The organism is Streptomyces hokutonensis, assembly GCF_042751305.1.
In the GTDB taxonomy this organism is placed as follows: Bacteria; Actinomycetota; Actinomycetes; order Streptomycetales; family Streptomycetaceae; genus Streptomyces; species Streptomyces hokutonensis_A.
In genome coordinates this window covers 39546-59675 of record NZ_JBHYWD010000032.1, presented here as the reverse complement: position 1 = coordinate 59675, position 20130 = coordinate 39546, and the positions used below count along the sequence as shown (strand labels likewise).

34 protein-coding genes are annotated in these 20130 nt (G+C 65.9%); 32 read left to right on the top strand and 2 right to left on the bottom strand.

The features are described 5' to 3' along the window. Positions 1 to 88: 88 nt before the first annotated feature. Positions 89 to 625: an ATP-binding protein gene (locus ACFXC1_RS46440; protein WP_381255142.1), complete on the bottom strand. Its 537-nt coding sequence runs from the start codon at positions 623 to 625 to the stop codon at positions 89 to 91. 140 nt (positions 626 to 765) lie between these two features. Here ACFXC1_RS46440 and ACFXC1_RS46435 point away from each other — a divergent pair, with 140 nt between their 5' ends. Both ACFXC1_RS46435 and ACFXC1_RS46430 read left to right on the top strand, forming a co-directional pair. Next, positions 766 to 1635 carry a helix-turn-helix domain-containing protein gene (locus tag ACFXC1_RS46435; RefSeq protein ID WP_381255140.1) on the top strand — a complete coding sequence of 290 codons (870 nt, stop codon included), beginning with the start codon at positions 766 to 768 and terminating at the stop codon, positions 1633 to 1635. After that, positions 1632 to 1823: a DUF397 domain-containing protein gene (locus ACFXC1_RS46430; protein WP_381255137.1), complete on the top strand. Its 192-nt coding sequence runs from the start codon at positions 1632 to 1634 to the stop codon at positions 1821 to 1823. The genes ACFXC1_RS46435 and ACFXC1_RS46430 overlap by 4 nt, the downstream gene beginning before the upstream one ends. 62 nt (positions 1824 to 1885) lie before the next feature. Here ACFXC1_RS46430 and ACFXC1_RS46425 read toward each other — a convergent pair whose 3' ends face one another. Then, entirely contained in the window at positions 1886 to 3058 is a 1173-nt protein-coding gene (locus ACFXC1_RS46425) for a right-handed parallel beta-helix repeat-containing protein (RefSeq protein ID WP_381255134.1), read from the bottom strand. Between the two features lie 614 nt (positions 3059 to 3672). Here ACFXC1_RS46425 and rpsJ point away from each other — a divergent pair. From rpsJ to rplQ, 30 genes are all read left to right on the top strand, one after another. After that, positions 3673 to 3981 carry a 30S ribosomal protein S10 gene (gene rpsJ / locus ACFXC1_RS46420; RefSeq protein WP_003948644.1) on the top strand — a complete coding sequence of 103 codons (309 nt, stop codon included), beginning with the start codon at positions 3673 to 3675 and terminating at the stop codon, positions 3979 to 3981. Positions 3982 to 3998: 17 nt separating this feature from the next. After that, entirely contained in the window at positions 3999 to 4643 is a 645-nt protein-coding gene (gene rplC / locus ACFXC1_RS46415) for a 50S ribosomal protein L3 (protein ID WP_019072287.1), read from the top strand. A gap of 5 nt (positions 4644 to 4648) precedes the next feature. Next, positions 4649 to 5305, top strand: coding sequence for a 50S ribosomal protein L4 (gene rplD, locus ACFXC1_RS46410; protein ID WP_037747970.1), 657 nt, complete (start codon positions 4649 to 4651; stop codon positions 5303 to 5305). Further along, entirely contained in the window at positions 5305 to 5724 is a 420-nt protein-coding gene (rplW, locus tag ACFXC1_RS46405) for a 50S ribosomal protein L23 (RefSeq protein WP_019072285.1), read from the top strand. The genes rplD and rplW overlap by 1 nt, the downstream gene beginning before the upstream one ends. A gap of 38 nt (positions 5725 to 5762) precedes the next feature. Next, positions 5763 to 6599: a 50S ribosomal protein L2 gene (rplB, locus tag ACFXC1_RS46400; protein ID WP_007384068.1), complete on the top strand. Its 837-nt coding sequence runs from the start codon at positions 5763 to 5765 to the stop codon at positions 6597 to 6599. A gap of 12 nt (positions 6600 to 6611) precedes the next feature. Continuing rightward, positions 6612 to 6893, top strand: coding sequence for a 30S ribosomal protein S19 (gene rpsS, locus ACFXC1_RS46395; RefSeq protein ID WP_019072284.1), 282 nt, complete (start codon positions 6612 to 6614; stop codon positions 6891 to 6893). Between the two features lie 40 nt (positions 6894 to 6933). Continuing rightward, the gene (rplV, locus tag ACFXC1_RS46390) at positions 6934 to 7281 is read left to right on the top strand and encodes a 50S ribosomal protein L22 (protein ID WP_003974262.1); all 348 of its coding nucleotides are present in this window, start codon (positions 6934 to 6936) and stop codon (positions 7279 to 7281) included. Further along, positions 7281 to 8132, top strand: a complete 852-nt coding sequence (gene rpsC, locus ACFXC1_RS46385; RefSeq protein ID WP_093627312.1) for a 30S ribosomal protein S3 — start codon at positions 7281 to 7283, stop codon at positions 8130 to 8132. Before rplV ends, rpsC begins: the two co-directional genes overlap by 1 nt. 5 nt (positions 8133 to 8137) lie before the next feature. Next, positions 8138 to 8557, top strand: coding sequence for a 50S ribosomal protein L16 (rplP, locus tag ACFXC1_RS46380; RefSeq protein WP_010986348.1), 420 nt, complete (start codon positions 8138 to 8140; stop codon positions 8555 to 8557). Beyond that, entirely contained in the window at positions 8557 to 8781 is a 225-nt protein-coding gene (rpmC, locus tag ACFXC1_RS46375) for a 50S ribosomal protein L29 (RefSeq protein WP_003998824.1), read from the top strand. Before rplP ends, rpmC begins: the two co-directional genes overlap by 1 nt. Further along, entirely contained in the window at positions 8781 to 9068 is a 288-nt protein-coding gene (rpsQ, locus tag ACFXC1_RS46370) for a 30S ribosomal protein S17 (RefSeq protein WP_019072282.1), read from the top strand. Before rpmC ends, rpsQ begins: the two co-directional genes overlap by 1 nt. A 98-nt stretch (positions 9069 to 9166) precedes the next feature. Continuing rightward, on the top strand, positions 9167 to 9535 hold the full coding sequence (gene rplN, locus ACFXC1_RS46365) for a 50S ribosomal protein L14 (RefSeq protein WP_003998823.1): 369 nt from the start codon (positions 9167 to 9169) through the stop codon (positions 9533 to 9535). 2 nt (positions 9536 to 9537) lie between these two features. Next, complete coding sequence (rplX, locus tag ACFXC1_RS46360; protein ID WP_019072281.1) at positions 9538 to 9861, top strand: 50S ribosomal protein L24; 324 nt, start codon at positions 9538 to 9540, stop codon at positions 9859 to 9861. Then, positions 9861 to 10418: a 50S ribosomal protein L5 gene (gene rplE, locus ACFXC1_RS46355; RefSeq protein WP_266435027.1), complete on the top strand. Its 558-nt coding sequence runs from the start codon at positions 9861 to 9863 to the stop codon at positions 10416 to 10418. Before rplX ends, rplE begins: the two co-directional genes overlap by 1 nt. Positions 10419 to 10423: 5 nt before the next feature. Then, positions 10424 to 10609: a type Z 30S ribosomal protein S14 gene (locus ACFXC1_RS46350; RefSeq protein ID WP_003948630.1), complete on the top strand. Its 186-nt coding sequence runs from the start codon at positions 10424 to 10426 to the stop codon at positions 10607 to 10609. Positions 10610 to 10822: 213 nt separating this feature from the next. Continuing rightward, the gene (gene rpsH, locus ACFXC1_RS46345; protein ID WP_013001411.1) at positions 10823 to 11221 is read left to right on the top strand and encodes a 30S ribosomal protein S8; all 399 of its coding nucleotides are present in this window, start codon (positions 10823 to 10825) and stop codon (positions 11219 to 11221) included. 22 nt (positions 11222 to 11243) lie between these two features. Next, the gene (rplF, locus tag ACFXC1_RS46340) at positions 11244 to 11783 is read left to right on the top strand and encodes a 50S ribosomal protein L6 (protein WP_019072279.1); all 540 of its coding nucleotides are present in this window, start codon (positions 11244 to 11246) and stop codon (positions 11781 to 11783) included. 3 nt (positions 11784 to 11786) lie between these two features. Then, on the top strand, positions 11787 to 12170 hold the full coding sequence (gene rplR / locus ACFXC1_RS46335) for a 50S ribosomal protein L18 (RefSeq protein WP_019055526.1): 384 nt from the start codon (positions 11787 to 11789) through the stop codon (positions 12168 to 12170). Positions 12171 to 12207: 37 nt separating this feature from the next. Next, entirely contained in the window at positions 12208 to 12813 is a 606-nt protein-coding gene (gene rpsE, locus ACFXC1_RS46330; RefSeq protein WP_006376045.1) for a 30S ribosomal protein S5, read from the top strand. Next, positions 12813 to 12995: a 50S ribosomal protein L30 gene (rpmD, locus tag ACFXC1_RS46325; RefSeq protein ID WP_006376032.1), complete on the top strand. Its 183-nt coding sequence runs from the start codon at positions 12813 to 12815 to the stop codon at positions 12993 to 12995. Before rpsE ends, rpmD begins: the two co-directional genes overlap by 1 nt. Positions 12996 to 12997: 2 nt before the next feature. Beyond that, positions 12998 to 13453: a 50S ribosomal protein L15 gene (rplO, locus tag ACFXC1_RS46320; RefSeq protein WP_043676833.1), complete on the top strand. Its 456-nt coding sequence runs from the start codon at positions 12998 to 13000 to the stop codon at positions 13451 to 13453. Positions 13454 to 13621: 168 nt separating this feature from the next. Beyond that, a complete protein-coding gene (gene secY / locus ACFXC1_RS46315) occupies positions 13622 to 14935 on the top strand; it encodes a preprotein translocase subunit SecY (RefSeq protein ID WP_019072277.1) in 1314 nt (437 codons plus the stop codon). Continuing rightward, entirely contained in the window at positions 14935 to 15594 is a 660-nt protein-coding gene (locus tag ACFXC1_RS46310; protein WP_026179094.1) for an adenylate kinase, read from the top strand. Before secY ends, ACFXC1_RS46310 begins: the two co-directional genes overlap by 1 nt. 104 nt (positions 15595 to 15698) lie before the next feature. Further along, on the top strand, positions 15699 to 16535 hold the full coding sequence (map, locus tag ACFXC1_RS46305; RefSeq protein WP_381255123.1) for a type I methionyl aminopeptidase: 837 nt from the start codon (positions 15699 to 15701) through the stop codon (positions 16533 to 16535). A 276-nt stretch (positions 16536 to 16811) separates the two neighbouring features. After that, positions 16812 to 17033, top strand: coding sequence for a translation initiation factor IF-1 (gene infA / locus ACFXC1_RS46300; RefSeq protein WP_003948620.1), 222 nt, complete (start codon positions 16812 to 16814; stop codon positions 17031 to 17033). 59 nt (positions 17034 to 17092) lie between these two features. Beyond that, positions 17093 to 17206: a 50S ribosomal protein L36 gene (gene rpmJ, locus ACFXC1_RS46295; RefSeq protein WP_003998809.1), complete on the top strand. Its 114-nt coding sequence runs from the start codon at positions 17093 to 17095 to the stop codon at positions 17204 to 17206. Between the two features lie 206 nt (positions 17207 to 17412). Next, a complete protein-coding gene (rpsM, locus tag ACFXC1_RS46290) occupies positions 17413 to 17793 on the top strand; it encodes a 30S ribosomal protein S13 (protein WP_019055531.1) in 381 nt (126 codons plus the stop codon). A 69-nt stretch (positions 17794 to 17862) separates the two neighbouring features. Further along, entirely contained in the window at positions 17863 to 18267 is a 405-nt protein-coding gene (gene rpsK, locus ACFXC1_RS46285) for a 30S ribosomal protein S11 (RefSeq protein WP_003956432.1), read from the top strand. Between the two features lie 116 nt (positions 18268 to 18383). Continuing rightward, the gene (locus tag ACFXC1_RS46280; protein ID WP_019055532.1) at positions 18384 to 19406 is read left to right on the top strand and encodes a DNA-directed RNA polymerase subunit alpha; all 1023 of its coding nucleotides are present in this window, start codon (positions 18384 to 18386) and stop codon (positions 19404 to 19406) included. Positions 19407 to 19489: 83 nt separating this feature from the next. Beyond that, complete coding sequence (rplQ, locus tag ACFXC1_RS46275; protein WP_381255120.1) at positions 19490 to 19990, top strand: 50S ribosomal protein L17; 501 nt, start codon at positions 19490 to 19492, stop codon at positions 19988 to 19990. The last annotated feature ends 140 nt before the right edge of the window (positions 19991 to 20130 follow it).

The window sequence follows — 20130 nt, the reverse complement described above, 5'->3', positions numbered from 1 at the left end:
GCGGGGGCCGACCAAGAACACCGGTCGGGTTTCCTGGGCTACGGACCCGCTCCGTATGGATTCCTGCGGGTCTTCTTCCTCGCCGCCCTCAAGACTCTGGGCTGCCAGGCCCCGCATACCGCGGCAAGCCCTCCGTGGAGATGGTCCACTCGGCCATGGTGACGTCCTCGCCGTAGTTCGGGTTTCCGGAGATCGGTGCCGGTTTCAGTGCCAGTTCCGCCCAGACCGTCTTGCGGGGGCGGCGGCCCGGGGACCAGCCCCAGCGGTCGGCGAGCGCGTCGACCAGGAGCAGTCCGCGGCCCGACTCCCCGTCCTGTGTGGGGTCTTGGGGGCGGGGAGGGAGGTCGCCGCGGGTGTCGGTGACCTCGATGCGCAGGGTGTTGTCGATGACGCAGAGCATGAGTCTGAAGTCCCGGCCGGGGATGCGGCCGTGGGTGCTCGCGTTCGTGGCGAGTTCGGCGACGAGTTGGCGGGCCGGGTCCAACGGGAGGCCCCAGGCGCGGAGTTGTTCCGTCGCGAGGAGGCGGGCCAGGCGGGCGCCGCGCGGGGTGGAGGACAGCTGCACGGTGAGGTTGCGCGTGGAGTAGTCGGGTTGGGTTTCGGGGGTGGCGGATTCCTGAATCACGTCACTCAGCGTGGCCGACGCTGCTTGCCTTGACGTGCGATGACGCCTGTACGTATCCGCCCTGTCCCGTCGTTGTCTCGCGTTGTCTCGGCTGTCTCCGACGACGTACGGGTACGGGTGCGCGTTGGAGGTGGGTGGCCATGAGTGACGAGAGCGTGAGTAACGAGAACGAAGGCGTGGACGAGGCCGGCTGGGACCTCGAACCCGGCGACGAGAGCGCGCCGTTGGTGGAGGCCGTGGGGCGACTCGTCAGGTTCTGCCGAGAACAGGCCGGGATGCGGGTGGCCGACTTCGCCCACGTCATGGGGTACGGCGAGGACATGATCCGCAAGATCGAGCGCGGGGTGCGGATTCCTCGGGTGGAGTTCCTGGACCGGGCCGACGACGTCCTGAACGCGGGTGGGCATCTGAGGGCGTTCCAGGAGGATGTGGAGAAGGCCCAGTACCCGAAGAAAGTGCGGGATCTGAAGAAGAAGGAGGACATGGCGGTAGAGCTTCAGCTGTACAGCAACCACAACATTCATGGGTTGTTGCAGACCCCGGAGTACGCGCGGGCGCTGCTGGGGACGTGGCGGCCGGCGTACTCGCAGGGCGAGCTGGAACGCATGCTGGCAGGACGTATGGCGCGCAAGTCCATCTTCGAACGCGAGCCCGCGCCTGAACTGAGCTTCGTGCAGGAAGAGGTGACGCTGCGCCGTCCGGTCGGAGGCACAATGGTGTTGCGCCGACAGCTTGAACACATGCTGGAGGTGGCTCAGTTGCCTTACGTGGAACTCCAAGTGATGCCAACGGCTCACGCGAGCCATCCTGGAACGGGCGGGCGGATCCAGGTGCTGAAGTTCGCGGACGGTTCGGGGGCGGGGCGTATGGACGACGATTTCGGAGGCCGACCGGTCGACAGCCCGAGGCAGCTCCGGGTCCTTGAGCTGCGGTATGGCATCATCCGGGCCCAGGCTCTTACGCCAGAGGAGTCGCTGGCCTTTATCGAGCAAGTGCTGGGAGAGACATGATCGGCAAGGCTACTGAGTTGCTGTGGTTCAAGAGCAGCTACAGCGACAGCAGCAACGGCAACGACTGCGTCGAGATAGCCACCACCCCCCACACCATCCACATCCGCGACTCCAAGAACACCCAGGGCCCCCGCCTCGCCCTCGCCCCCACCGCCTGGACCGACTTCGTCGCGTACGCCGCCGAATAGCGCCGAATAGCGCCGAGTGGGCCGGTCCAAGCAGGCAGGCAGCCGGGCGTAGGGGCCATCCCCTACGGATTCACCACCGTCCCCCCGAACGTCACCCTCAACACCCCGCTCGACGCGAACGACCACCCCAGCGCGCCGCTGTACGACGAGCACCGGGACCCGTTCGTCCCGGTCCAGAACTGGTTGGAGCTGTCCGCGTCGCCCACCGTCTTGTCGTTCGAGCCGCTGACCGCGAACCGGCACGACGTGTTCGTTCGGAACACCGACGTCCCCTTGTCGAACGAGAAGTTGCGTTCCGCGTTGTCGATGCCGACGTTGTTCGAGACCGTCATCGTGCCCGGGTTGCTGTTGTAGGTGAACCCGTGATGGCCGTTGCCGTAGGCGATGTCGTGCCGGACGACGTGGTTGACCGCGATGTCGTCGCCACCGAGCTTGTAGCCGTTGCGGTCGCCGTTCGCGTTCTGGGTGCCGTCGGTGAGGGTGCCGTTGCCGTAGGAGAGGGAGTACTCGATGGTCACCGGGCCGATGGCGCCGGTGTCGGTCTTGGTGTAGAGGTCCCAGCCATCGTCGATGTTGTTGTGGGAGACGTCGTAGCGGAAGACGTTCCCGGTGCCGGTGGTGAGCTTCGAGGCGAAGCCGTCGGCGTTCTCGCCGCCGGAGTCCTCGTTGTCGTGCGACTCCGAGCTCACGATCAGGTTGTTCGAGGGCCACTGGGAGCTCGGCGTGCTGGACGAGATGCGGCCCAGTTGCAGGCCCGTGTCGCGGTTGTACGACGTCACCGTGCGCTCGATGACGTTGTTGCTGCCTCCGACGTAGATCCCGTTGTCCCCGGCATGCGACACCGTGAGGCCGTAGACGTGCCAGTAGTTGGCGTTCAGCTGGAGCCCGCGGTTCGACGAACTCTCGCTCTGCGCCGAGAAGTTGAGGACCGGGGTCTCGCCGGAGTAGGCGGTCAGGGTGGTCCGTGCGCTCGATGTGCCGTCGCTGCCCACAGGGACGGTGACGGTCGACGAGTAGTTGTACGTCCCGCCGCGCAGGTAGATCGTGCCGCCGGACGCGATGCGGCTGATCGCGGTGGCGAGGGTGGTGGGGGCGGAGAGGGTGCCGGCCGCGCTCGCGGTGCCGGTCGGTGACACGTACTGCGTGGCGCTCGCGGCCTGTGCCGGGGTGCCGGAGAGTGCTACGAGCGTGCCGGCCACCAGGCCGACACACGCCATGACTGGTCTCGCTTGCATCGTTCTGCCTCCAGGGTCGTCCCATGACCAGGGGTGCCGTGCAAGTGCAGGGGAAAGCGCTTTCTCGCTTCTCGTGAGGGACCGTAAGCGCTTGCTATGGGCGCGTCAATGGACGTGTACTTGATTCTTATTCACAGGGGTGAACGAAGATGGGGGCCGCGCGAGACGTCCGCCTGGCGCGCGTGTTTGACCTGCGTCACTCCCCGGGTAATCTCTACGCCCCGATTGGCCAGCCCCCTGCCCCATATGGCAGACTGTCCGAGTTGCTCGGTCGAGTGTTGATGCTGCGCGCCTCCCGTCGGGAGGACCGGAAGCGAGTCCCACAGTACTCGTCGCCCCAACTGCCTTACGGCAGCGCTGAGGCGGACGTACGGGAATCTTTCGGGAAGCGTCAGTGCAGCGCAGGCCAGGCACCCGGTGGGCTTCTTCGCCCTCGGCCTGCGGTTCCGGAAGGGCCGTGCTTTCCCAGTAGGGAAGTTCCGAACCTTGGGACTTCTGTGTCGGTGAGAGCGCGACACACCCGACCGCGTGGGTCGGAGGAATCGAAGAACGAAGCGAGCAGAAGAGCTTGCCGGGGTGCAGAGCGTTACTAGAGACAGGACTACTGAGTAGCCATGGCGGGACAGAAGATCCGCATCCGGCTCAAGGCCTACGACCACGAGGTCATCGACAGCTCGGCGAAGAAGATCGTCGAGACGGTGACCCGCACTGGTGCGTCGGTCGCGGGCCCGGTGCCGCTGCCCACTGAGAAGAACGTGTACTGCGTCATCAAGTCGCCGCACAAGTACAAGGACTCTCGCGAGCACTTCGAGATGCGCACGCACAAGCGCCTGATCGACATCCTCGACCCCACCCCCAAGACCGTTGACTCTCTGATGCGACTCGACCTCCCGGCCGGTGTCGACATCGAGATCAAGCTCTAGGGGTCGGTGAGCTGAAGATGGCTAAGCAGATCAAGGGCATCCTGGGCGAGAAGCTCGGCATGACGCAGGTGTGGGACGAGAACAACCGTGTTGTTCCGGTCACCGTCGTCAAGGCCGGGCCCAACGTCGTGACCCAGGTCCGTACGAACGACAGTGACGGCTACGAGTCGGTCCAGATCGCCTTCGGCGAGATCGACCCGCGCAAGGTGAACAAGCCCCTCAAGGGCCACTTCGCCAAGGCCGATGTCACGCCCCGTCGTCACCTCGTCGAGATCCGTACCGCTGACGCCAGCGAGTACACCCTCGGCCAGGAGATCACCGCCGCGACCTTCGAGGCCGGCGTCAAGGTGGACGTGACCGGCAAGAGCAAGGGCAAGGGCTTCGCCGGTGTCATGAAGCGTCACAACTTCAAGGGCCTCGGCGCCGGACACGGCACCCAGCGCAAGCACCGCTCTCCCGGCTCCATCGGTGGCTGCGCCACCCCGGGTCGTGTGTTCAAGGGCCTCCGCATGGCGGGTCGTATGGGCAACGAGCGGGTCACCACCCAGAACCTGACCGTTCACGCCGTTGACGCGGAGAAGGGCCTGCTCCTCATCAAGGGCGCGGTTCCTGGTCCGAACGGCGGCCTCGTCCTGGTCCGCACCGCGGCCAAGGGGGCCTGAGGACTATGAGCACCATTGACATTCTGTCGCCCTCCGGCGACACCGCCGGGACCGTAGAGCTCCCGGCCGAGATCTTCGACGTAGAGAAGATCAGCATCCCGCTGCTTCACCAGGTCGTCGTCGCACAGCTGGCCGCCGCCCGTCAGGGCACGCACAAGGTCAAGCGTCGTGGCGAGGTCCGCGGTGGCGGCAAGAAGCCGTACCGCCAGAAGGGCACCGGCCGCGCCCGTCAGGGTTCGACCCGCGCCCCGCAGTTCGCCGGCGGTGGCGTCGTCCACGGCCCCACGCCGCGCGACTACTCGCAGCGGACCCCGAAGAAGATGAAGGCCGCGGCCCTGCGCCACGCCCTCACCGACCGGGCCCGCAACGCTCGCATCCACGTCATCACCGGCGTGATCGAGGGCGAGACCCCCTCCACCAAGGCCGCCAAGAGCTTCCTCGGCAAGGTCAGCGAGCGCAAGAACGTGCTCCTGGTCATCGAGCGCTCCGACGAGGCCGCGCTGCTTTCCGCGCGCAACCTGCCCCAGGTCCACATCCTGGAGCCGGGCCAGCTGAACACGTACGACGTTCTCGTCTCGGACGACGTGGTCTTCACCCAGGCCGCTTTCGAGTCCTTCGTGTCTGGCCCCCAGGCCGCTGACACCGAAGGGAGCGAAGCCTGATGGCTACGCGTCACCCGAGCATCGCCTCCAAGGCGGCCAAGGCCGCCAAGGCCGCGCGCGTCGCCAAGGCGAAGCGCCACGAGGCCGAAGGCAAGAACACCGTCGAGACGCCGATCAGCAAGTCGTACACGGACCCCCGTGACGTGCTGCTGAAGCCGGTCGTCTCGGAGAAGAGCTACGCGCTCCTCGACGAGGGCAAGTACACCTTCATCGTGGCCCCGGGCGCCAACAAGACCCAGATCAAGCAGGCCGTCCAGGCGGTCTTCTCGGTCAAGGTCACCGGGGTCAACACGATCAACCGCCAGGGCAAGCGCAAGCGCACCAAGACCGGTTTCGGTCAGCGCGCGGGCTCCAAGCGCGCGATCGTGACCCTCGCTGAGGGCGACCGTATCGACATCTTCGGCGGTCCGGCCGCGTAAGCGGGTCGGATCGTCCGATATCGGACGAGGACTGAGAAATGGGAATCCGCAAGTACAAGCCGACTACGCCGGGCCGTCGTGGCTCCAGCGTCGCCGACTTCGTCGAGGTCACGCGGTCCACGCCGGAGAAGTCGCTGGTCCGCCCGCTGCACAGCAAGGGCGGCCGTAACAACGCCGGTCGTGTGACCGTTCGCCACCAGGGTGGCGGACACAAGCGCGCCTACCGAGTGATCGACTTCCGTCGTCACGACAAGGACGGCGTGCCGGCGAAGGTCGCGCACATCGAGTACGACCCCAACCGCACCGCGCGCATCGCGCTGCTGCACTACGCGGACGGCGAGAAGCGCTACATCCTCGCCCCGCGCAACCTGCAGCAGGGCGACCGGGTGGAGAACGGTCCCGGGGCCGACATCAAGCCGGGCAACAACCTGGCGCTCCGCAACATCCCGGTCGGTACCACGATCCACGCGATCGAGCTCCGTCCCGGTGGCGGCGCCAAGTTCGCCCGCTCCGCCGGTGCCTCCGTGCAGCTGCTGGCGAAGGAGGGCACCATGGCCCACCTTCGTATGCCCTCCGGTGAGATCCGCCTGGTCGACCAGCGCTGCCGCGCCACGGTCGGCGAGGTCGGCAACGCCGAGCAGAGCAACATCAACTGGGGCAAGGCCGGCCGCAAGCGCTGGCTGGGCGTCCGCCCGACCGTCCGCGGTGTGGCGATGAACCCGGTCGACCACCCGCACGGTGGTGGTGAGGGCAAGACCTCCGGTGGTCGCCACCCGGTCAGCCCGTGGGGTCAGAAGGAGGGTCGTACTCGTTCGCCGAAGAAGGCTTCGAACAAGTACATCGTCCGCCGCCGCAAGACGAACAAGAAGCGCTAGGAGCGGGTTTAGATGCCGCGCAGTCTCAAGAAGGGGCCCTTCGTCGACGGACACCTCATCAAGAAGGTGGACGCCCAGAACGAAGCCGGTTCCAAGAACGTCATCAAGACCTGGTCCCGCCGCTCGATGATCGTCCCGGCCATGCTCGGCCACACGATCGCGGTGCACAACGGCAAGACCCACATCCCGGTGTTTGTCACCGAGTCGATGGTCGGCCACAAGCTCGGCGAGTTCTCGCCGACGCGCACCTTCCGGGGTCACGTCAAGGACGACCGGAAGTCGAAGCGCCGCTAGCGCGGGGTGAACGACCATGACAAACACTGAAGGGACAACCATGGAAGCCAGGGCCCAGGCGCGGTACATCCGCGTCACGCCCATGAAGGCCCGCCGCGTGGTGGACCTCATCCGTGGCATGGACGCCACGGAGGCTCAGGCGGTCCTGCGTTTCGCCCCGCAGGCCGCGAGCGTGCCGGTCGGCAAGGTGCTGGACAGCGCCATTGCCAACGCCGCGCACAACTACGACCACACCGACGCCGACAGCCTCTTCATTTCCGAGGCCTACGTCGACGAGGGCCCGACCCTGAAGCGGTTCCGTCCGCGTGCCCAGGGCCGCGCCTACCGGATCCGCAAGCGGACCAGCCACATCACCGTGGTCGTCAGCAGCAAGGAAGGAACCCGGTAATGGGCCAGAAGGTTAACCCGCACGGGTTCCGGCTCGGCATCACCACGGACTTCAAGTCCCGGTGGTACGCCGACAAGCTGTACAAGGACTACGTCAAGGAAGACGTCGCCATCCGTCGGATGATGACGTCCGGCATGGAGCGCGCCGGCATCTCGAAGGTTGAGATCGAGCGCACCCGTGACCGCGTGCGTGTGGACATTCACACCGCTCGCCCGGGCATCGTCATCGGCCGCCGCGGCGCCGAGGCCGACCGCATCCGCGGTGACCTGGAGAAGCTGACCGGCAAGCAGGTCCAGCTGAACATCCTCGAGGTCAAGAACCCGGAGACGGACGCTCAGCTGGTGGCCCAGGCCGTCGCCGAGCAGCTGTCCTCCCGCGTCTCCTTCCGCCGTGCCATGCGCAAGAGCATGCAGTCGGCGATGAAGGCCGGCGCCAAGGGCATCAAGATCCAGTGCGGTGGCCGCCTCGGCGGCGCCGAGATGTCCCGCTCGGAGTTCTACCGCGAGGGCCGTGTGCCCCTGCACACGCTCCGCGCGAACGTCGACTACGGCTTCTTCGAGGCCAAGACGACCTTCGGCCGTATCGGTGTGAAGGTCTGGATCTACAAGGGCGACGTCAAGAACATCGCCGAGGTCCGCGCCGAGAACGCCGCTGCCCGTGCGGGTAACCGCCCGGCCCGCGGTGGTGGCCCGGGCGGCGACCGCCCGGCCCGTGGCGGTGGCCGCGGTGGCGAGCGTGGCGGCCGCGGCCGCAAGCCGCAGCAGCAGTCCGCGCCGGCTGCCGAGGCCCCCAAGGCCGACGCTCCCGCCGCCGCTGCCGCTCCGGCTGAGAGCACCGGAACGGAGGCCTGACCGAAATGCTGATCCCCCGTAGGGTCAAGCACCGCAAGCAGCACCACCCCAAGCGTCGTGGTCAGGCCAAGGGCGGTACGCAGGTTTCGTTCGGCGAGTACGGCATTCAGGCCCTCACGCCGGCGTACGTGACGAACCGCCAGATCGAGGCCGCCCGTATCGCGATGACCCGCCACATCAAGCGTGGCGGCAAGGTCTGGATCAACATCTACCCGGACCGCCCGCTCACGAAGAAGCCTGCCGAGACCCGCATGGGTTCCGGTAAGGGTTCTCCCGAGTGGTGGATCGCGAACGTGCACCCGGGCCGGGTCATGTTCGAGCTGTCCTACCCCAACGAGAAGATCGCCCGTGAGGCCCTCACTCGCGCAGCCCACAAGCTGCCGATGAAGTGCCGGATCGTCAAGCGCGAGGCAGGTGAAGCGTGATGTCGGCCGGTACCAAGGCGTCCGAGCTGCGCGAACTGGGTGACGAGGAGCTTCTCGCGAAGCTCCGCGAAGCCAAGGAAGAGCTGTTCAACCTCCGCTTCCAGGCGGCGACCGGTCAGCTCGAGAACCACGGTCGGCTGAAGGCCGTCCGGAAGGACATCGCGCGGATCTACACCCTGATGCGTGAGCGCGAGCTGGGCATCGAGACGGTGGAGAGCGCCTGATGAGCGAGAGCAACGTGACTGAAGAGCAGACCGCTTCCCGCGGCTTCCGCAAGACCCGTGAGGGTCTCGTCGTCAGCGACAAGATGGACAAGACCGTCGTCGTCGCCGTCGAGGACCGCGTGAAGCACGCGCTGTACGGCAAGGTCATCCGCCGTACGAACAAGCTCAAGGCCCACGACGAGCAGAACGCCGCAGGCGTCGGCGACCGCGTCCTCCTCATGGAGACGCGTCCGCTGTCCGCGACGAAGCGCTGGCGCATCGTCGAGATCCTCGAGAAGGCCAAGTAATTCCTGCGGGCAAAATTCCGCAGGACAGTTCCGCCAGGCTCCAACAGGGCTGATTACTCAGCCCTGTTGGGGAACCGGCAGACGATCAGGAGATAGACGTGATCCAGCAGGAGTCGCGACTGCGCGTCGCCGACAACACTGGTGCGAAGGAAATCCTTTGCATCCGTGTGCTCGGTGGCTCCGGTCGCCGCTACGCGGGCATCGGTGACGTCATCGTCGCCACCGTCAAGGACGCGATCCCCGGTGGCAACGTGAAGAAGGGTGACGTCGTCAAGGCCGTCATCGTTCGCACCGTCAAGGAGCGCCGCCGTCCGGACGGCTCGTACATCCGCTTCGACGAGAACGCCGCCGTCATTCTGAAGAACGACGGCGACCCTCGTGGTACCCGCATCTTCGGCCCGGTCGGGCGCGAGCTGCGCGAGAAGAAGTTCATGAAGATCATCTCGCTGGCTCCGGAGGTGCTGTAAGCATGAAGATCAAGAAGGGTGACACGGTTCAGGTCATCACCGGCAAGGACAAGGGCAAGCAGGGCAAGGTCATTGCCGCTTACCCGCGCGACGAGCGCGTCCTGGTCGAGGGTGTCAACCGGGTCAAGAAGCACACCAAGGCCGGCCCCACCGCCAAGGGTTCGCAGGCCGGTGGCATCGTCACGACCGAGGCGCCGATCCACGTCTCCAACGTCCAGCTGGTCGTTGAGAAGGACGGCAACAAGGTCGTCACGCGTGTCGGCTACCGCTTCGACGACGAGGGCAACAAGGTTCGCGTTGCCAAGCGGACGGGTGAGGACATCTGATGACTACCACCACCACTCCGCGTCTCAAGACGAAGTACCGCGAGGAGATCGCGGGCAAGCTGCGTGACGAGTTCAAGTACGAGAACGTCATGCAGATCCCCGGCCTCGTCAAGATCGTGGTGAACATGGGTGTCGGCGACGCCGCCCGTGACTCCAAGCTCATGGACGGTGCCGTCCGTGACCTGACCACGATCACCGGTCAGAAGCCGGCCATCACCAAGGCCCGCAAGTCCATCGCGCAGTTCAAGCTGCGCGAGGGTCAGCCGATCGGTGCCCACGTCACGCTCCGTGGCGACCGCATGTGGGAGTTCCTGGACCGCACCCTGTCGCTCGCGCTTCCGCGCATCCGCGACTTCCGTGGTCTGTCTCCCAAGCAGTTCGACGGTCGTGGCAACTACACCTTCGGTCTCACCGAGCAGGTCATGTTCCACGAGATCGACCAGGACAAGATCGACCGCGTCCGGGGTATGGACATCACCGTGGTGACCACGGCGACCAACGACGCCGAAGGCCGTGCCCTTCTCCGTCACCTCGGCTTCCCCTTCAAGGAGGCGTAAGCGAGATGGCGAAGAAGGCTCTGATTGCCAAGGCTGCTCGTAAGCCCAAGTTCGGTGTGCGTGGCTACACCCGCTGCCAGCGCTGCGGCCGCCCGCACTCCGTGTACCGCAAGTTCGGCCTCTGCCGCGTGTGCCTTCGTGAGATGGCTCACCGTGGCGAGCTGCCGGGCGTGACCAAGAGCTCCTGGTAGTCCGGTACTTCCGGACTCCCGAAGCTCTCGGTAAGCAAAGGGCACGGTCAGGTGCCCACCCCTCCATGGCTTAGGCTAGGGGGGTTGGGCGCCTGATTGCCGCCCATACGACTTACTACGCCGTAGGTCCACCGCACCGCACCCGCCTCGTCTCGGATCGAGGAGAGGGATGGGCACCTGGAAACCCCGGCGAGAGAGGCCGAAGGCCAATTCATGACCATGACTGATCCGATCGCAGACATGCTTACGCGTCTGCGGAACGCGAACTCGGCATACCACGACTCCGTGACGATGCCGGCGTCCAAGATCAAGTCTCACATCGCGGAGATCCTCCAGCAGGAGGGCTTCATCACGGGCTGGAAGGTCGAGGACGCCGAGGTCGGCAAGAACCTCGTCCTCGAGCTGAAGTTCGGCCCGAACCGTGAGCGCTCCATCGCGGGCATCAAGCGGATCTCCAAGCCCGGTCTCCGGGTTTACGCGAAGTCCACCTCCCTGCCCAAGGTGCTCGGTGGCCTCGGCGTGGCGATCATCTCCACGTCGCACGGTCTCCTCACCGACAAGCAGGCCGGCAAGAAGGGCGTAGGCGGAGAAGTTCTCGCCTACGTCTGGTAGCGGAAAGGAATCGGAAGAAGCTATGTCGCGTATTGGCAAGCTCCCCATCACGGTTCCCGCCGGCGTGGACGTCACCATCGACGGCCGTACGGTCTCGGTCAAGGGCCCCAAGGGCACCCTGACCCACACCGTCGCTTCGCCGATCGACATCGCCAAGGGTGAGGACGGCGTTCTCAACGTCACCCGCCCCAACGACGAGCGTCAGAACAAGGCCCTGCACGGCCTGTCCCGCACGCTGGTGGCGAACATGATCACCGGCGTGACCGAGGGTTACGTGAAGAAGCTCGAGATCAGCGGTGTCGGTTACCGCGTTGCGGCCAAGGGATCGAACCTCGAGTTCGCGCTCGGCTACAGCCACTCGATCACCGTCGAGGCGCCCGAGGGCATCTCGTTCAAGGTCGAGAACCCGACGCACTTCTCGGTCGAGGGCATCGACAAGCAGAAGGTCGGCGAGGTTGCGGCCAACATCCGCAAGCTGCGCAAGCCCGACCCGTACAAGGCCAAGGGCGTCAAGTACGAGGGCGAAGTCATCCGGCGCAAGGTCGGAAAGGCGGGTAAGTAAGCCATGGCATACGGTACGAAGATCGCTAAGGGCGACGCTTACAAGCGTGCTGCCATCAAGCGTCGTCACATCCGCATCCGGAAGCACATTTCCGGTACGGCTGAGCGTCCGCGCCTGGTCGTGACCCGCTCCAACCGCCACATCGTGGCCCAGGTCATCGACGACATCAAGGGTCACACCCTGGCGTCGGCGTCGACCCTGGACACCTCGATCCGCGGCGGCGAGAGCGACAAGTCCGCGCAGGCCAAGTCGGTCGGCGCCCTGGTCGCCGAGCGCGCCAAGGCCGCCGGTGTCGAGGCTGTCGTATTCGACCGCGGTGGCAATCAGTACGCGGGGCGCATCGCCGCCCTGGCGGACGCCGCCCGCGAAGCCGGACTGAAGTTCTAGTCGCTTCCGTAGCTAGCGGAAAGAGAGAGGTAATCCAATGGCTGGACCCCAGCGCCGTGGAAGCGGTGCCGGTGGCGGCGAGCGGCGGGACCGGAAGGGCCGTGACGGCGGCGCTGCTGCCGCCGAGAAGACCGCGTACGTTGAGCGCGTAGTCGCGATCAACCGCGTCGCCAAGGTTGTCAAGGGTGGTCGTCGCTTCAGCTTCACCGCGCTCGTCGTGGTGGGCGACGGTGACGGCACCGTCGGTGTCGGTTACGGCAAGGCCAAGGAGGTGCCGGCCGCGATCGCCAAGGGTGTTGAAGAGGCCAAGAAGCACTTCTTCAAGGTCCCCCGTATCCAGGGCACCATCCCGCACCCGATCACGGGCGAGAAGGCCGCGGGCGTCGTCCTGCTCAAGCCTGCTTCCCCCGGTACCGGCGTTATCGCCGGTGGCCCGGTGCGAGCCGTCCTGGAGTGCGCCGGCGTGCACGACATCCTGTCGAAGTCGCTCGGCTCGTCCAACGCGATCAACATCGTGCACGCGACCGTGGCGGCCCTCAAGGGCCTGCAGCGTCCCGAGGAGATCGCGGCCCGCCGCGGTCTGCCCCTCGAGGACGTCGCCCCCGCGGCTCTCCTTCGTGCACGTGCCGGGGCGGGTGCGTAATGGCTCGCCTCAAGGTCACGCAGACGAAGTCGTACATCGGCAGCAAGCAGAACCACCGTGACACGCTGCGGTCGCTTGGTCTCAAGGGGATCAACACCGTGGTCGTCAAGGAGGACCGCCCCGAGTTCCGCGGAATGGTGCACACCGTCCGCCACCTCGTGACGGTTGAGGAGGTCGACTGATCATGGCGGAGAACAACCCGCTCAAGATCCACAACCTCCGTCCCGCCCCGGGCGCCAAGACCGCCAAGACCCGTGTGGGTCGTGGTGAGGCGTCGAAGGGTAAGACGGCCGGTCGTGGAACCAAGGGTACGAAGGCCCGTTACCAGGTTCCGGAGCGCTTCGAGGGTGGCCAGATGCCCCTCCACATGCGTCTTCCGAAGCTCAAGGGCTTCCGCAACCCGTTCAAGACCGAGTACCAGGTCGTGAACCTCGACAAGCTGGCGTCCCTGTACCCGGAAGGTGGCGAGGTCACCGTAGAGGGTCTCGTCGCCAACGGTGCGGTGCGCAAGAACAGCCTCGTCAAGGTCCTCGGCCAGGGCGAGATCTCCGTGGCGCTGCAGGTGACGGTGGACGCCGTCTCCGGTTCCGCCAAGGAGAAGATCACCGCCGCGGGCGGTACCGTCACCGAGCTCGTCTGAGCGCGATGACATAAGCGATCCCGACCGGGGATACCCCATAACGGGGTATCCCCGGTTGGTCGTTCCACGGGGGCAGAGTCGCCGGTAAGGTGGCCTGCACTGTTCTTATTCGTCGAACCTCAAGACCGTCACCCTTGACGCACGCGCGCGGGGGTCGCAGGAGGCACCGTGCTCACCGCGTTCGCCCGGGCGTTCAGGACGCCCGACCTGCGCAAGAAGCTGCTCTTCACGCTCGGCATCATCGTGGTCTACCGGGTCGGTACCCACGTTCCGATCCCCGGCGTCAACTACACGGCCGTACAGCAGTGTGTGACCGAGGCCTCCGGCAACCAGGGCCTCTTCGGGCTGGTCAACATGTTCTCCGGCGGTGCGCTGCTGCAGATCACGGTCTTCGCGCTCGGCATCATGCCGTACATCACGGCGAGCATCATTCTGCAGCTGCTGACCGTGGTGATCCCGCGTCTGGAGGCCCTCAAGAAGGAGGGCCAGGCCGGTACGGCGAAGATCACGCAGTACACGCGCTATCTGACCGTGGCGCTCGCCATCCTTCAGGGCACCGGCCTGGTGGCCACCGCACGCAGCGGCGCCCTCTTCTCCGGCTGCACGGTCGCGACGAGCATCGTCCCGGACCGTGCCATCTTCACGACCATCACCATGGTCGTCACCATGACCGCCGGCACCGGCGTCGTGATGTGGCTCGGTGAGCTCATCACCGACCGCGGCATCGGCAACGGCATGTCGATCCTGATGTTCATCTCGATCGCGGCCACCTTCCCGTCCGCGCTGTGGGCCATCAAGAAGCAGGGCACGCTGGCAGACGGCTGGATCGAGTTCGGCACCGTCATCCTCGTCGGCCTGGTCATGGTCGGCCTGGTGGTCTTCGTCGAACAGGCCCAGCGCCGCATCCCCGTCCAGTACGCGAAGCGCATGATCGGCCGCCGTTCCTACGGCGGTACGTCGACCTACATCCCGCTGAAGGTCAATCAGGCGGGTGTGATTCCCGTCATCTTCGCGTCCTCGCTGCTCTACATCCCGGCTCTGGTCGCGCAGTTCTCCAGCGGCGACTCCGCCTGGAAGACCTGGGTGACACAGAACCTGACCAAGGGTGACCACCCGATCTACCTGGTCAGTTACTTCCTCCTGATCGTTTTCTTCGCGTTCTTCTACGTGGCGATCTCGTTCAACCCCGAGGAAGTCGCCGACAACATGAAGAAGTATGGTGGCTTCATCCCGGGCATCCGGGCTGGCCGGCCCACCGCTGAGTACCTGAGCTACGTACTCAACCGGATCACCTGGCCGGGTTCGCTGTATCTGGGTCTGATCGCTCTCGTACCGACGATGGCGTTGGTCGGTTTCAACGCAAGCGGCAACTTCCCGTTCGGCGGGACCAGCATCCTCATCATCGTGGGTGTCGGTCTCGAGACGGTGAAGCAGATCGAGAGCCAGCTCCAGCAGCGCAATTACGAAGGGTTCCTCCGCTGATGCGAATCGTCCTCGTCGGGCCGCCGGGCGCCGGTAAGGGAACGCAGGCTGTGCGACTGGCCAAGACGCTGCACATCCCGCACATCTCCACCGGCGATCTCTTCCGTGCCAACATCAGTCAGGCCACGGAACTCGGCAAACTGGCGAAGTCCTACATGGACGCGGGCAACCTGGTCCCGGACGAGGTCACCATCGCGATGGCCAAGGACCGCATGGAGCAGCCGGACGCTGTGAACGGCTTCCTCCTCGACGGTTTCCCGCGCAATGTGTCGCAGGCCGAGGCGCTGGACGAACTGCTGAAGACCGAGGGCATCAAGCTGGACGCGGTGCTGGACCTGGAGGTCTCCGAGGAAGAGGTGGTCAAGCGCATCGCCGGCCGCCGCATCTGCCGGAAGGACTCCAGCCACGTCTTCCACGTGACGTACAGCCCGCCCAAGCAGGACGGTGTCTGTGACACCTGCGGCGGCGAGCTGTACCAGCGCGACGACGACTCCGAGGACACGGTCCGCACCCGGCTGGAGGTCTACCACACCCAGACCGAGCCGATCATCGACTACTACAAGGCCCAGGGCCTGGTGGTCACGATCTCCTCGCTCGGCCCGGTGGACGAGATCACCCAGCGCGCGCTGGACGCGCTGAAGCGCGACGACGACAAGTAGTCGCCCACCAGTTCCGGCCGCGGTGCCCTCAGGGGCGTCGCGGCCGTACTGTTGTGTACAGCCAAAATCCCATGTGACGCGGAAGACGGAGAGCGCAGGCCCCCATGGTGCAGATCAAGACCCCCGAGCAGATCGCCAAGATGCGCGAGGCGGGGCTGGTCGTCGCCGCGATCCACGCGGCCACGCGTGAAGCGGCCGTACCCGGCGCGAGCACGAAGGATCTGGACGAGGTCGCCCGCAAGGTCCTCGCCGACCACAACGCGAAGCCCAACTTCCTCGGCTACGGCGGCTTCCCGGCCACCATCTGCACCTCGGTGAACGAGGTCGTCGTCCACGGCATCCCCTCCGACGAGGTCGTGCTCAAGGACGGCGACATCATCTCCATCGACTGCGGCGCGATCATCGACGGCTGGCACGGCGACGCGGCGTACACCGCGTTCGTCGGCTCCGGGCACTCCCCGGAACTCATCGAGCTCTCCCGGGTGACCGAGGAGTCGATGTGGGCCGGCATCGCCGCGATGAAGCTCGGCAACCGGCTCGTCGACATCTCCCGAGCCATCGAGACGTACATCCGACGGCAGCCGAAGCCGGGTGGCGGCAAGTACGGGATCGTCGAGGACTACGGTGGTCACGGCATCGGCACCGAGATGCACATGGATCCGCATCTGCTGAACTACGTGGAGAAGCGGCGGGGCAAGGGGCCGAAGCTGATTCCCGGGTTCTGCCTGGCGATCGAGCCGATGGTGTCGCTCGGTACGCCGAAGACCGAGGTTCTCTCGGACGACTGGACGGTGATCACGACCGACGGGACGTGGTCGTCTCACTGGGAGCACTCGGTTGCTTTGACCGAGGAGGGGCCGCTGGTGCTTACGGCTCCCGACGGGGGTAAGGCGAAGTTGGCCGAGTACGGGATCACGGCTGCGCCGGATCCCGTTGCGTAGTTGTTTGTCCGCGGGCCCGGTGGGGGCTGGTCGCGCCCGCGCGGCGGAGCCGCAAATGTCGCAGCCCCGCGCCCCTTTGGGGCGCCTTCCGCGAGGGCGCCAAAAAAGCCCCGCGTGCTTAATGATCTCCAGCCCGGGGCATCCTCCATCGATTCGTCTTTCCGAGGGCCCTGACGTAGACTGACTCGTCGGCTCTCGTGCACCCGCATGTCCGCATGCACCCCGCAAGGGGAACGCTCGTGAGTCGATCAAGGTAGTCGATTCGAAGGGCGAAGCGTGGCCAAGAAGCAAGGTGCCATCGAGATCGAAGGCACTGTCGTCGAGTCTCTCCCGAACGCCATGTTCAAGGTGGAGCTCCAGAACGGCCACCAGGTCCTGGCACACATCAGCGGCAAGATGCGTATGCACTACATCCGCATCCTCCCTGACGACCGGGTCGTGGTGGAGCTGTCTCCGTACGACCTGACGCGTGGCCGGATCGTCTACCGCTACAAGTAGATCTTGCCCAGGTTCCGCGCAAGCGGCGCCGCAGGCAACTGACCCGGAGAACCTCACCAATGAAGGTCAAGCCGAGCGTCAAGAAGATCTGCGACAAGTGCAGGGTGATCCGCCGTCACGGTCGGGTCATGGTCATCTGCGAGAACCCGCGCCACAAGCAGCGCCAGGGCTGACGCACGACCTTCCCTCTGCATCTTTTCGCAGAGATTCGCGCGACGCGAGCAGTACATGTTCATACGCAGGACCCGGGCGTAGTAGGCGTCCGACACCCCCGGCTCGGAGGCTGGGGACCCACGCCGTACCAAATCTTCGAACGAAGAGGCCGGCGGCTGGGATCCGGTTCTGCGGAAGACCTCCGAAGATCAACTGGAGCCATTGAATGGCACGCGTTTCCGGTGTCGACATCCCGCGCGAAAAGCGCGTGGAGGTCGCCCTCACCTACGTGTTCGGCATTGGTCGGACCCTTTCCCAGCTGACGCTGGCCGAGACCGGCATCGACCCCAACACCCGCGTTCGCGACCTCTCGGAAGAGCAGCTCGTCGCGATTCGTGAGTACGTCGACGCCAACATCAAGACCGAGGGTGACCTCCGTCGCGAGATCCAGGCCGACATCCGCCGCAAGGTGGAGATCGGCTGCTACCAGGGTCTCCGTCACCGTCGTGGTCTGCCCGTTCGCGGTCAGCGCACCAGCACGAACGCTCGTACCCGCAAGGGTCCGCGTCGCGCCATCGCCGGCAAGAAGAAGCCGGGCAAGAAGTAGTCCACAGCGGACAACGCTTCACCAGCGGTCTTCGCTGTAGGACCGACCACCTCCCCGTAGGAGTAATAGATGCCCCCCAAGGGTCGTCAGGGCGCTGCCAAGAAGGTGCGCCGCAAGGAAAAGAAGAACGTCGCTCACGGCCACGCGCACATCAAGAGCACGTTCAACAACACGATCGTCTCGATCACGGACCCCTCGGGCAACGTGATCTCCTGGGCCTCCGCCGGCCACGTCGGCTTCAAGGGCTCGCGCAAGTCCACCCCCTTCGCCGCGCAGATGGCCGCCGAGTCGGCCGCCCGTCGCGCGCAGGAGCACGGCATGCGCAAGGTCGACGTCTTCGTGAAGGGCCCGGGCTCCGGTCGCGAGACCGCGATCCGCTCCCTCCAGGCCACCGGTCTTGAGGTCGGCTCCATCCAGGACGTCACCCCCACCCCGCACAACGGCTGCCGTCCGCCGAAGCGCCGCCGCGTCTGACGCACGGTTGTCTTGAGGATTCGGGCGGTACGGCACTTCGGTGCCGTATCGCCCGTACCCTTGTGGTAACAGCAGGACATCAAATAGTGGGTGTCCATGACTGAAGGAATCACCTCATGCTGATCGCTCAGCGTCCGTCTCTGACCGAAGAGGTCGTTGACGAGTTCCGTTCCCGGTTCGTGATCGAGCCGCTGGAGCCCGGCTTCGGCTACACCCTCGGCAACTCCCTCCGTCGTACGCTCCTCTCCTCGATCCCCGGAGCCGCTGTCACCAGCATCCGGATCGACGGCGTTCTGCACGAGTTCACCACCGTGCCGGGCGTCAAGGAGGACGTCACCGACCTGATCCTCAACATCAAGCAGCTGGTCGTGAGCAGTGAGCACGACGAGCCGGTCGTGATGTACCTGCGCAAGCAGGGTCCGGGTCTGGTCACCGCCGCCGACATCGCGCCCCCGGCCGGTGTCGAGGTGCACAACCCCGACCTCGTCCTCGCCACGCTGAACGGCAAGGGCAAGCTGGAGATGGAGCTCACGGTCGAGCGTGGCCGCGGCTACGTCTCGGCGGTGCAGAACAAGCAGGTGGGTCAGGAGATCGGCCGTATTCCGGTCGACTCGATCTACTCGCCGGTGCTGAAGGTCACGTACAAGGTCGAGGCGACGCGTGTCGAGCAGCGCACCGACTTCGACAAGCTGATCGTCGACGTCGAGACCAAGCAGGCGATGCGTCCCCGTGACGCGATGGCGTCGGCCGGCAAGACCCTGGTGGAGCTGTTCGGTCTCGCCCGCGAGCTGAACATCGACGCCGAGGGCATCGACATGGGCCCGTCCCCCACGGACGCCGCCCTGGCCGCCGACCTCGCCCTGCCGATCGAGGAGCTGGAACTCACCGTCCGCTCCTACAACTGCCTCAAGCGCGAGGGCATCCACTCCGTGGGTGAGCTCGTGGCTCGTTCCGAGGCCGACCTCCTGGACATCCGCAACTTCGGTGCGAAGTCCATCGACGAGGTCAAGGCGAAGCTGGCCGGCATGGGCCTGGCCCTGAAGGACAGCCCGCCCGGATTCGACCCGACGGCCGCGGCGGACGCGTTCGGCGCCGACGACGACGTGGACGCGGGTTTTGTGGAGACCGAGCAGTACTGATCGGTTGTTGCCGGTGAGCGTCCGCTCACCGGGTCCTGACTCCGGTACCTCATACGGCCGGGGCAGATACCAAGGAGAAAGAAATGCCGAAGCCCACCAAGGGTGCCCGTCTGGGCGGCAGTGCCGCGCACGAGAAGCTGCTCATCGCGAACCTCGCGAAGTCGCTCTTCGAGCACGGCCGTATCACCACCACCGAGGCGAAGGCCCGCAAGCTGCGGCCGTACGCCGAGCGTCTGGTCACCAAGGCGAAGAAGGGCGACCTTCACAACCGCCGTCAGGTGCTCCAGGTGATCACGGACAAGAGCGTCGTCCACACGCTCTTCACCGAGATCGGCCCGCGCTACGAGAACCGTCCCGGTGGCTACACCCGTATCACCAAGATCGGTAACCGTCGTGGCGACAACGCGCCCATGGCTGTCATCGAGCTGGTCGAGGCGCTGACTGTTGCACAGGCTGCGACGGGTGAGGCCGAGGCGGCGACGAAGCGTGCGGCGAAGGATGCCGAGGCTGCGGCTCCGGTTGAGGTCGTCGAGGACGCCAAGCCGGCTGAGGTTGAGGCCGACGACGAGGCCAAGGACGCGTAACACCGTTTTTTGGCTGACCCGCCGTCGTGGCTGGTCGCGCAGTTCCCCGGGGGGCGGGGGGGGGGGGGGCGGGGGGGGGGGGGGGGGGTGGGTGGGGGGGGGGGGGGGGGGTGTTGGTTTGGGTGGGGGTGGTGGGGTGG

Bases quoted from the DNA above. Each gene is read 5' to 3' on its own strand.
- rplE (WP_266435027.1), top strand. From the start codon at position 9,861: ATGACTACCACCACCACTCCGCGTCTCAAGACGAAGTACCGCGAGGAG.
- rpmD (WP_006376032.1), top strand. From the start codon at position 12,813: ATGGCTCGCCTCAAGGTCACGCAGACGAAGTCGTACATCGGCAGCAAG.
- rplQ (WP_381255120.1), top strand. From the start codon at position 19,490: ATGCCGAAGCCCACCAAGGGTGCCCGTCTGGGCGGCAGTGCCGCGCAC.
- ACFXC1_RS46435 (WP_381255140.1), top strand. From the start codon at position 766: ATGAGTGACGAGAGCGTGAGTAACGAGAACGAAGGCGTGGACGAGGCC.
- map (WP_381255123.1), top strand. From the start codon at position 15,699: ATGGTGCAGATCAAGACCCCCGAGCAGATCGCCAAGATGCGCGAGGCG.
- rplV (WP_003974262.1), top strand. From the start codon at position 6,934: ATGGAAGCCAGGGCCCAGGCGCGGTACATCCGCGTCACGCCCATGAAG.
- rplO (WP_043676833.1), top strand. From the start codon at position 12,998: ATGGCGGAGAACAACCCGCTCAAGATCCACAACCTCCGTCCCGCCCCG.
- rplD (WP_037747970.1), top strand. From the start codon at position 4,649: ATGAGCACCATTGACATTCTGTCGCCCTCCGGCGACACCGCCGGGACC.
- ACFXC1_RS46310 (WP_026179094.1), top strand. From the start codon at position 14,935: ATGCGAATCGTCCTCGTCGGGCCGCCGGGCGCCGGTAAGGGAACGCAG.
- rpsQ (WP_019072282.1), top strand. From the start codon at position 8,781: ATGAGCGAGAGCAACGTGACTGAAGAGCAGACCGCTTCCCGCGGCTTC.
- rplF (WP_019072279.1), top strand. From the start codon at position 11,244: ATGTCGCGTATTGGCAAGCTCCCCATCACGGTTCCCGCCGGCGTGGAC.
- rpsK (WP_003956432.1), top strand. From the start codon at position 17,863: ATGCCCCCCAAGGGTCGTCAGGGCGCTGCCAAGAAGGTGCGCCGCAAG.
- rpsH (WP_013001411.1), top strand. From the start codon at position 10,823: ATGACCATGACTGATCCGATCGCAGACATGCTTACGCGTCTGCGGAAC.
- rpsM (WP_019055531.1), top strand. From the start codon at position 17,413: ATGGCACGCGTTTCCGGTGTCGACATCCCGCGCGAAAAGCGCGTGGAG.
- rpsE (WP_006376045.1), top strand. From the start codon at position 12,208: ATGGCTGGACCCCAGCGCCGTGGAAGCGGTGCCGGTGGCGGCGAGCGG.
- rplX (WP_019072281.1), top strand. From the start codon at position 9,538: ATGAAGATCAAGAAGGGTGACACGGTTCAGGTCATCACCGGCAAGGAC.
- ACFXC1_RS46350 (WP_003948630.1), top strand. From the start codon at position 10,424: ATGGCGAAGAAGGCTCTGATTGCCAAGGCTGCTCGTAAGCCCAAGTTC.
- rplB (WP_007384068.1), top strand. From the start codon at position 5,763: ATGGGAATCCGCAAGTACAAGCCGACTACGCCGGGCCGTCGTGGCTCC.
- rplR (WP_019055526.1), top strand. From the start codon at position 11,787: ATGGCATACGGTACGAAGATCGCTAAGGGCGACGCTTACAAGCGTGCT.
- rplP (WP_010986348.1), top strand. From the start codon at position 8,138: ATGCTGATCCCCCGTAGGGTCAAGCACCGCAAGCAGCACCACCCCAAG.
- rpsC (WP_093627312.1), top strand. From the start codon at position 7,281: ATGGGCCAGAAGGTTAACCCGCACGGGTTCCGGCTCGGCATCACCACG.
- rpmC (WP_003998824.1), top strand. From the start codon at position 8,557: ATGTCGGCCGGTACCAAGGCGTCCGAGCTGCGCGAACTGGGTGACGAG.
- rplC (WP_019072287.1), top strand. From the start codon at position 3,999: ATGGCTAAGCAGATCAAGGGCATCCTGGGCGAGAAGCTCGGCATGACG.
- rpsJ (WP_003948644.1), top strand. From the start codon at position 3,673: ATGGCGGGACAGAAGATCCGCATCCGGCTCAAGGCCTACGACCACGAG.
- rpmJ (WP_003998809.1), top strand. From the start codon at position 17,093: ATGAAGGTCAAGCCGAGCGTCAAGAAGATCTGCGACAAGTGCAGGGTG.
- ACFXC1_RS46425 (WP_381255134.1), bottom strand. From the start codon at position 3,058: ATGCAAGCGAGACCAGTCATGGCGTGTGTCGGCCTGGTGGCCGGCACG.
- ACFXC1_RS46430 (WP_381255137.1), top strand. From the start codon at position 1,632: ATGATCGGCAAGGCTACTGAGTTGCTGTGGTTCAAGAGCAGCTACAGC.
- rpsS (WP_019072284.1), top strand. From the start codon at position 6,612: ATGCCGCGCAGTCTCAAGAAGGGGCCCTTCGTCGACGGACACCTCATC.
- ACFXC1_RS46280 (WP_019055532.1), top strand. From the start codon at position 18,384: ATGCTGATCGCTCAGCGTCCGTCTCTGACCGAAGAGGTCGTTGACGAG.
- rplW (WP_019072285.1), top strand. From the start codon at position 5,305: ATGGCTACGCGTCACCCGAGCATCGCCTCCAAGGCGGCCAAGGCCGCC.